This is a genomic window from Mesorhizobium sp. M0715, from assembly GCF_040320355.1.
Taxonomy (GTDB): Bacteria; Pseudomonadota; Alphaproteobacteria; order Rhizobiales; family Rhizobiaceae; genus Mesorhizobium.
Genome location: NZ_JAMYPL010000076.1, coordinates 1 through 834, shown reverse-complemented (window position 1 = coordinate 834; position 834 = coordinate 1). Strand labels below are relative to the sequence as shown.

General features: G+C 62.6%; 1 pseudogene. It reads right to left on the bottom strand.

From position 1 onward, the window contains the following. Positions 1-834, bottom strand: a pseudogene (locus NKI21_RS32355) (zinc-binding dehydrogenase); the annotation flags it as partial.

Genomic DNA, 834 nt, shown 5'->3' with positions numbered 1-834 from the left:
GTGTGGGTGATCATCGGATCGATCTGGATCTTGCCGTCCATGTACCAATCGACAATCTTGGCACGTCGGTGCGGCCGCGTGCGCCGCCGAAGGCGGTGCCCATCCAGGTCCGGCCGGTGACCAGCTGGAACGGCCGCGTCGAGATCTCCTGGCCGGCGCCGGCAACGCCGATGATGACCGATTTGCCCCAGCCCCGGTGCGACGATTCAAGCGCTTGGCGCATGACCTTGGTGCTGCCGGTGCAGTCGAACGTATAGTCGGCACCACCGATCTGGTCGGCGCCGCGCTTGGTATGTTGACGAGATAGGGCACGATATCGCCATCGATCTCCTTCGGATTGACGAAATGCGTCATGCCGAATTTCTCGCCCCATTCCTTCTTGTCGTTGTTCAGGTCGACGCCGATGATCATGTCGGCGCCGGCAAGCCGCAGTCCCTGGATAACGTTGAGGCCGATGCCACCGAGACCGAAGACGGCGGCCGTGGCGCCGATCTCGACTTTGGCGGTGTTGATCACCGCGCCGATGCCGGTGGTGACGCCGCAGCCGATGTAGCAGATCTTGTCGAACGGCGCGTCGGGATTGACCTTGGCCAGCGCAATCTCGGGCAGCACGGTGAAGTTCGAGAAGGTCGAGCAGCCCATATAGTGGAAGATCTTGTCCTTGCCGATCGAGAAGCGCGACGAGCCGTCCGGCATCAGGCCTTGTCCCTGCGTGGCGCGGATCGCGGTGCACAGGTTGGTTTTTCTGGACATGCAGGACGGGCATTGCCGGCATTCCGGCGTGTAGAGCGGGATGACATGGTCGCCCTTCTTGACCGAGGTGACGCCCTTGCC